This is a genomic window from Xanthomonas pisi DSM 18956, assembly GCF_001010415.1.
GTDB lineage: Bacteria > Pseudomonadota > Gammaproteobacteria > Xanthomonadales > Xanthomonadaceae > Xanthomonas > Xanthomonas pisi.
Map to the genome: position 1 here is coordinate 1 of NZ_JPLE01000004.1, position 8,519 is coordinate 8,519.

At 68.3% G+C, this 8,519-nt stretch carries 2 protein-coding genes and 1 pseudogene; all 3 read left to right on the plus strand.

Going from position 1 to position 8,519, the window contains the following annotated elements; translation table 11 throughout:
• Nucleotides 1-96, plus strand: a pseudogene (locus Y887_RS21515) (adhesin); the annotation flags it as partial.
• Between the two features lie 126 nt (nt 97-222).
• Complete coding sequence (locus Y887_RS00475; protein ID WP_502362095.1) at nt 223-2,076, plus strand: S8 family peptidase; 1,854 nt, start codon at nt 223-225, stop codon at nt 2,074-2,076.
• A 543-nt stretch (nt 2,077-2,619) separates the two neighbouring features.
• Nucleotides 2,620-8,519, plus strand: a 5,900-nt coding sequence (locus tag Y887_RS00480) for an ESPR-type extended signal peptide-containing protein (protein ID WP_046962483.1), incomplete at its 3' end; no start/stop codon positions are given.

Genomic DNA, 8,519 nt, shown 5'->3' on the forward strand with positions numbered 1-8,519 from the left:
CAGCGTGCGATCAGCCCGCGTGCCACGTTGACCGTGGGCGGTGCGCTGAGCGGCGACGACAGCTCGATCGGCGTGGGTGCCGGTTTCGGCTGGTAACCCTCAGCAACAGCGTGCGCGCTTGTATCCAAACGCGCGGCCTGACGCCGGGCTGCGCTTTCCCCGTCCTTGTCGTTGCATCCACCTTGAAGGAACTCCATCGTGATCCAGCACTTTTCTTCTCGCATCGTTGCACTCGTCTGCTGTGCATGTCTGCTGTCCCTTGGCATCAGGGTGGTCGGCGCGGCGACACGCGATCCGGCAGCGGCTGGCGCCCAGCGTCGACAGGCCATGGCCGACGCGCCGGTCAACAGAATCATCGTCAAATATCGCGCCGGGCGCGTGGCTGCGCGCGATGTGGGGCGCAGTGCGTCGATGACGATCAGCGCGGCGGCAGCGCGTGCCTCGATCCGCCTGGCACCGGCTGCGCGTGCGGGCGGCGCTGTGGCGCCTGCGTATCTGCGCACGCTGGCGGTGGGCGGTGAATTGATCCGGCTGCCCGCCCAGCTCGGTCGTGCCGATGCCGATCGACTTGTGCAGGCATTGGCGGCCGATCCTGCAGTGGAATCTGCACAGGTCGATCGACGCATGTATCCGCTGCAAACCACCGGCGGCACGTTGCCCAACGACCCGCTGCTGCAGACCAACCAGTGGCATCTGCTCGACCCGGTGGGTGGCATCAATGTCGCCCCGGCCTGGAGCAGCACGCACGGCGAAGGCGTGGTGGTGGCCGTGCTGGATACCGGCATCCTGCCCGGCCATCCGGATCTGGCAGGCAACGTCCTGGCCGGCTATGACTTCATCACCGATGCGTTCGTCTCGCGGCGCGACAGCGATGCGCGCGCAGCAGGCGGGCTGGATCGCGGCGACTGGGTCGAACAGGATGGCGATTGCGGTATTTTCTCGCTCGCCGCCGACAGCAGCTGGCACGGTACGCATGTGGCCGGCACCGTTGCCGAACTCACCAACAACGGAATCGGCGGAGCCGGCGTCGCCAACAAGGCGAAGATTCTTCCGGTGCGCGTCATCGGGCATTGCGGCGGCTATAGCTCGGACATCAGCGACGCCATCGTCTGGGCGTCCGGTGGGCATGTCGACGGTGTGCCGGACAACCGCGATCCTGCCGAAGTGATCAACCTGAGCCTGGGCGGCGGCGGGGCCTGCGATGCAGCGACCCAGGCAGCGATCAACGGTGCGGTATCGCGCGGCACCACGGTGGTGGTTGCGGCAGGCAACGAGGCCTCGGACGTGTCGACCTCCAGCCCCGCCAATTGCGCCAATGTGATCGCGGTGGCGGCCACGCGCTCGACCGGCGGGCTGACCGATTACAGCAATTTCGGCCGTCAGGTCGATCTGGCCGGGCCCGGCGGCAGCTCGCAGTTCTTTGCCACCGACGATGGCCCGATCCGCAGTTTCATCTGGCAGACGTTCTACACCGGCAAAACCACTCCGACCTCGGGGCAATACACCTACGGCGGCAGCACGTTTGCCGGCACCTCGATGGCCTCGCCGCATGTGGCTGGCGTGGCGGCGTTGGTGCAAAGCGCGTTGATTGCCGATGGCAAGGCGCCGCTGTCGCCGGCGGCACTGGAAAATCTGCTCAAGCGCAGCGCGCGGACATTCCCGGTGCCGCCGCCTGCGGCAACCCCGGCCGGTGCCGGCATCGTGGACGCGGGTGCGGCGGTCGCGCGCGCACTGCGGCGTTGCGATGCCGATGACCTGGGTTGCACGCTGGACGCCCAGACCTTGCGAAACGGCACGGTCCAGCGTGGCGTGTCCAATGTAGCCGGGGATGCGGGCGTGTTCACCTTTGAGGCGTCCGCAGGCCAGGTGCTGAGCTTTCTCAGCTTCGGTGGCAGCGGTCAGGCGTCGCTGTACGTGGCGCTCGGGCGCGTCCCCAGTGCCGACGACAACGACGGCGCCTCCAGGCGTAGCGGCACCAGTCAGACGGTGCGCTTCACTGCACCGCGCGCAGGCACCTACGTGCTCAAACTGGAGGGGGCCAGCTTCGATGGCGTGAGTCTGCTGGCGCGCCAATGAGTCGACGCCTGGCATTGGTGCCAGGCGTGGTCGTCATTTCCTTGGCGCAACGGCATCCGGCGCCGACGCCGGCGAGCCGGCCAGGCAACAGGGGCTGGCCGGCGGGGGACTGACCCGCCATGTGACCCCATTGCTGCTACGTTTTTGCGCAACCAAGCCCGCTGGCGTCTCGCCAGCGGGCTTTTTTGTCCGTCACGGACATGGCTATTCAGCTTTGAAATGTCTTGCGAGACATGATCTAGGTCGCTGTTTTCCAAACAATTATCAAAAATCTAATAAAAGCAAGCAGAAGTGTGACGGAAAACACTCTTATCTTCGCTTTCTGTCAAAAACTTGACGCCTGATTTGACGGCTGTTAACACTTTGCGCAGTTCTATGGTTGGGTAGCGTTCACTTTTTGACTATCCCAGGGTGCAGGCGCAAGCCGCCCATCGCCGCAAGGCCCATAGCGCGCACAACCACGGGCAATCGCGTGGCCGAAAGGCCTTCCAAGGGTGGGCGCTCGCCAAAAACCAGTCCCAACAACTCAGGAGTCGTACGTCGATGAATCGGATTTATCGCAAGGTCTGGAACAAATCATTGGGCGTGTGGGCCGTGGCCTCGGAACTGGCCAGCGGTGACAGCCCCGGAGCCGTTGCTCCAGCCTCGCTCATCGACCGCCGCCAAAGCCTGGCACTGGCCGCCGCCATCACACTTGCGCTCGGTGGCGCCGGATTGGCCGCCCCGCTTCCCGCCAGCGCGCAGTCGGTCGAAGTCGGCCGCGGCGCCTCCGCACCTGCCGCCAAGGCGACCGCCATCGGTGCCGGCAGCAAGGCCAGCGCCACCGGCGCCGTCGCCACCGGCGCCGACAGCAGCGCCAGCGGCGTGAACAGCAGTGCGATCGGTCGCCAGACCAACGCGATTGGCGAAAACGCCGTGGCCATCGGCTACAACAGTTTCGTGCGTCAGGCCGGCGTCAACGGTGTGGCGCTGGGCGCCAATGCCGGCGTCACCGGTGCCAATTCGGTCGCGCTGGGCGCAGGCTCGCGCACTCACGAAGACGACGTGGTGTCGGTCGGCAGCGGCAATGGGCGCGGTGGCCCTGCAACGCGCCGCATCACCAACGTCGGCGCGGGCATCAACGCCACCGATGCGGTCAACGTGGCGCAGCTGCGCGATGTGGCCGATGTGGCCGAAGACACCGCGCTGTTCTTCAAGGCAAGCCCTGGCGAGGACAGCGTCGGCGCCTATGTCGAGGGCGATAGCGCATTGGCCGCAGGCAATGCCGCCAATGCCGTCGGTACCGCAACCACCGCGCTCGGCACCGGTGCCAATGCCGTCGCCGAGAACGCGACGGCCGTGGGTGCCAACGCACTGGCCTCCGGCCAGAACAGCGCAGCGTTCGGCCATAACGCACAGGCCAATGGCCCGGCCAGCGTGGCCGTAGGTGGCGCTGCGGTCGACGCAGATGGCCAGCCGTTGGTCACCAATGGCGGCGTGCCGGTCACCACCGGTGCCACCAGCGCCGGTGTTGGCGGAACGGCGGTCGGCGCCAGCGCCAATGCCGATGGGTTCGCGGCGTCCTCGTTCGGCGTCGGCGCGTATGCCGCCGGTGCCCAGGCCTCGGCATTCGGTGCGGTGGCCAACGCCGGTGGCGATTACGCCACTGCTGTCGGTACCCAGACCAGCGCCAGCGGCACCAGCAGCACCGCCGTGGGCGGTCCGGTGGATCTGATTCCCGGGTTGGGTTTCTTCGTGCAGACCCAGGCCAGCGGCGAGGCGTCCACGGCGCTGGGCGCCGGTGCGATCGCATCGGGCAGCTACACCACCGCCGTCGGCACGCTGAGCGAGGCGTCGGGAACCGAGGCCACTGCGGTGGGCTACTTCGCCTACGCACCTGGCGAAGGCGCAACCGCAGTCGGTCCGGAGTCCTGGGCCAGCGGTGAGCTGAGCACGGCGCTGGGTTACTACAGCACCGCACGCGGCGCCAACTCGGTGGCGCTGGGTGCCAATTCGGTCGCCACGCGCGCCGATACCGTGTCGGTTGGCGCGGCCGGCGCAGAACGTCAGATCACCAGCGTCGCTGCCGGTACCGAAGGCACCGATGCGGTCAATCTCGATCAGCTCACCGCCGTCTCCGATGTCGCCTCCACCACCGCACGCACCTTCGTGGCCACCGGTGAGGGCGCTGCAATCGCCGAGGGCGTGGACAGCGTCGCGGCAGGTTCCAATGCGTCGGCGCTGGCCGATTACAGCACTGCGCTGGGTTCCAGCAGCATTGCATCGGACATCAACACCACGGCCGTGGGCAGCGGTGCAGTTGCGAACGTCAACAACGCCACGGCGGTCGGCTTCAACAGCATCGCCAGCGACCGCTACGCCACGGCGCTGGGCGCAGACAGCACCGCGTCGGGGTTCTACGGCACTGCACTTGGCAGCACCAGCGTGGCCTTCGGTCGCGGTGCCACTGCGGTCGGTTTCGAAAGCATCGGCAACGGGCTTGAATCCACCGCACTGGGTTTTGCCAGCGTGGCGTTCGGCGACACCAGCACCTCGATCGGCGCGGAAAGCACCGCATATGGCACGGGCAGCGTGGCTGTCGGCATCACCTCGGCCGCAGGTGGCGATGCCTCGGTTGCAATCGGCGACACCGCCATCGTGCTGGGCAACGGTTCGGTTGCCGTAGGCGCATCGACGAGCGTGTCGGCCGACAACAGCGTGGCACTGGGTGCCAACTCGGTTGCCGACCGCGCCAACACGGTGTCGGTGGGCAGCGTGGATGGCCAGCGTCAGATCACCAATGTCGCTGCCGGTACCGAAGGCACCGATGCGGTGAATCTGGATCAGCTCAACGCCGTGGCCGGCACCGCCGAAACCACCGCGCGCCTGTATGCCGGTACCGGTGAAGGCACCGCGTTCGCGCAGGGCGAAGATGCCACCGCCGCCGGCTCCGATGCCACCGCCGATGGCGATTACAGCAGCGCATTCGGCGCCAGCAGCAACGCCACCGCGATCGGTGCGGTGGCCATCGGCAGCGGCGCCAGCGCAACGGCGCAGTACGCCAATGCCGCCGGTTACAACGCAGCCGCCAGCGGCTTCGGCAGTGTGTCCAACGGCGCCTTCAGCCAGGCCAGCGGCGACTATGCCGTGGCCGTGGGTGGCGAGAGCGAAGCGGCCGGCGCGCAGAGCACCGCGCTCGGTGCAGCGGCCGGCGCGTATGGCGATGGATCGCTGGCGGTCGGCGCGCTGAGCGAGGCGCAGGGCAGCGAATCCACCGCGATGGGTTACTTCGCCAGCGCCAGCGGCGAGTCGGCCACGGCCATCGGCGCAGAAAGCGTCGCCGATGGCACCACCGCCGCGGCACTCGGCTTCGGCGCACAGGCGACGGCCAATTACGCCACGGCGGTCGGCGGTTATTCCACCGCGAGCGGTTTCAACAGCACCGCGCTGGGCAACTTCAGCACCGCCAGCGGCTCCAACACGCTCGCCGTGGGTAGCGATGCGACCGCCACCGGCGCCTACAGCGTTGCCGCCGGCCAGGGCAGTGTGGCCAGCGGCTACAACAGCGTGTCGGTCGGCGGCGCCTTGCTCGGCCTGTTGCCGACCGAAGCCTCCGGCGATTTCTCCACCGCCGTGGGTGGCGCCGCGTGGGCACCGGGCCTCAACAGCACCGCGCTGGGCAACTTTGCCGAATCCACCGGCGAAAGCAGCGTGGCCCTGGGCGCCGATTCGGTCGCCGACCGCGACTTTGCGGTGTCGGTGGGCAGCGCCGGCAACGAGCGCCAGATCACCAACGTGGCGGCCGGTACCCAGGGCACCGATGCGGTGAATCTGGACCAGCTCAACGCGGTTGCCGAAGCCGGTGCAGCCACCAGCAAGTACTTCCAGGCCAGCGGCAGCGACGACAGCGATGCCGGCGCGTACGTCGAAGGCGATAACGCATTGGCCGCAGGCGAGGGCGCCAATGCCACCGGTACCGGCACCACTGCATTGGGCGCCGGTGCACAGGCGGTTGCCGATGCGGCCACCGCCGTCGGCCTGAACGCGCTGGCCAGCGGCACCAGTGCCGCAGCGGTGGGCAGCAACGCGCAGGCGTTGGCCGAAAACAGCAGCGCGTTCGGCAGTAATGCGCTGGCCGGCGATATCGGTGCCACCGCGAACGGTGCGGGTGCGCAGGCAAGTTCCACCTACACCACTGCGCTCGGCAGCGAGGCAGTGGCATCGGACAACCAGGCCACCGCTGCAGGCTTCCGCAGTGCGGCCTCCAACGTCGGCAGTGCGGCATTTGGCGGCTACAGCGAATCCAGCGGCCGGCTGTCGTCGGCATTGGGGTACGGCGCGGTGGCGTCCAGCGATTACAGCACCGCCGTCGGTGCCGCATCGCTGGCTTCCGGCGCCAGCGCGGTGGCCGTGGGTGAGTTCAGCGAAGCCACCGGCGACGAAAGCGTTGCGGTCGGCGGCAGCACGTTCTTCGGCTTCATCCCGGCGCGTGCCTCGGGAACCGGCGCGGCCGCCTTCGGCGCGGGTGCGTGGGCAACCGCCGACTACACCACCGCGATCGGCTGGAACTCGTATGCGGACGGCACCAATGCCACCGCATTGGGTCAGAGCGCTGCGGCGTTGGCCAACAACACGCTCGCACTGGGCGGCAACAGCCGCGCCGATGCGGTCGGCGCCAGCGTGATCGGCGTGGATGCGTCGGCCACCGGCGTCAACAGCACCGGTGTCGGTCGTCAGGTCAATGTGATCGGCGAAAACGCGGTCGCGGTGGGCTACAACTCGTTCGTTCGCCAGAGCGCGGTCAACGGCGTGGCCCTGGGTGCCAATGCCGGCGCAACCGGTGCCGATTCGGTGGCCTTGGGCTCGGGCTCGCGCACCTACGAAGCCGACACCGTGTCCATCGGTAGCGGCAACGGTCGCGGCGGTCCGGCGACGCGTCGCATCGTCAATGTCAGCGATGGTCAGGCGGCGACCGATGCGGTCAACAAAGGCCAGCTGGATGCAGTGTCGGCCGATGTGCAGAACACCAGCAGCAAGTTCAAGACCACCGGCGATGCAGTAGCCACCGCAACCGGCGAGCGCAGCACTGCCGCCGGCTCCGGCGCTGTCGCCACCGGCGCACGCAGCGTCGCCATTGCCTCCGGCAGCAGCGCCTCGGCAACCGGTGCCAGTGCGATGGGTGTGGACAGCAGCGCCAGTGGCGTGAACAGCACCGCGATGGGCCGTCAGACCAATTCCATCGGCGAAAACGGCGTGGCGCTGGGTTACAACTCCTTCGTGCGCGAAAGCGGCGCCAATGCAGTGGCCCTGGGTGCCAACGCCGGTGCCAGCGGTGCCGATTCGGTGGCCTTGGGCTCGGGCTCGCGCACCTACGACGCCAACACGGTGTCGGTGGGTAGCGGCAATGGTCGCGGCGGTCCGGCGACGCGTCGCATCGTCAATGTCAGCGACGGCCAGGCCGCCAGCGATGCCGTCAACAAGGGGCAGCTCGATGCCTTGGCGGCCGATGTGCAAACCACCAGTGGCATGGTCAAGACCACCGGTACCGGCGTGGCTGTGGCCACCGGTGATCGCGCGACCGCCGCAGGTGCCGGCGCCACCGCCAGCGGTGCACGCAGTGTCGCCATTGCCTCCGGCAGCAGTGCCAGCGGCGCAGGTGCCAGTGCGGTGGGCGTGGACAGCAGCGCCAGCGGCACGAACAGCACCGCGATGGGTCAGCAGACCAACGCCATTGGCGAGAAGAGCGTGGCGCTGGGCTACAACTCCTTCGTCCGCCAGAGCGCAGTCAACAGCGTCGCCCTGGGTGCCAATGCCGGCGCCACCGGCGCCGATTCGGTGGCGTTGGGCTCGGGGTCGCGTACGTACGAGGCCAACACGGTCTCGGTGGGCAGCGGCAATGGCCGCGGCGGTCCGGCCACGCGCCGCATCGTCAACGTGGGCGCCGGCGCGATTGCCGATGCCAGTCTCGACGCGATCAACGGCGGTCAGCTGTTCCAGTCGCTCAGCAATGCCGCCAGCTTCCTCGGCGGCGGCGCGGCGATCGGCGCACAAGGCGTGTTCGTTGCGCCGACCTACGTGATTCAGGGCGCCAGCTACAACAACGTGGGCGCGGCCCTGACGGCGCTGGATACCAAGGTCACCCAACTGGATGCACGTGGCGGCACTGCGGTTGCCAGCACCACCTCGCTGCGTACCGCCACGGTGCCGGCGGTCGCTGCACCCGCTGCCAGCGATGCAGCAAGCAACGTCGCCACCGCGACTGCCGGCGTGCAAGGCACCCCGACGGCAGCAGTGGTCGGCAGCATCACGCCGGCAGCAACCTCGACGGCAGTCGGCACCGCGGCAGTGGCCAACCACGTGACCGGTACCGCGATCGGCGGCAGCGCCTATGCGCACGGCCCCAACGACACCGCCATCGGCAGCAATGCGCGCGTCAATGCCGACGGCAGCACGGCGGTCGGTGC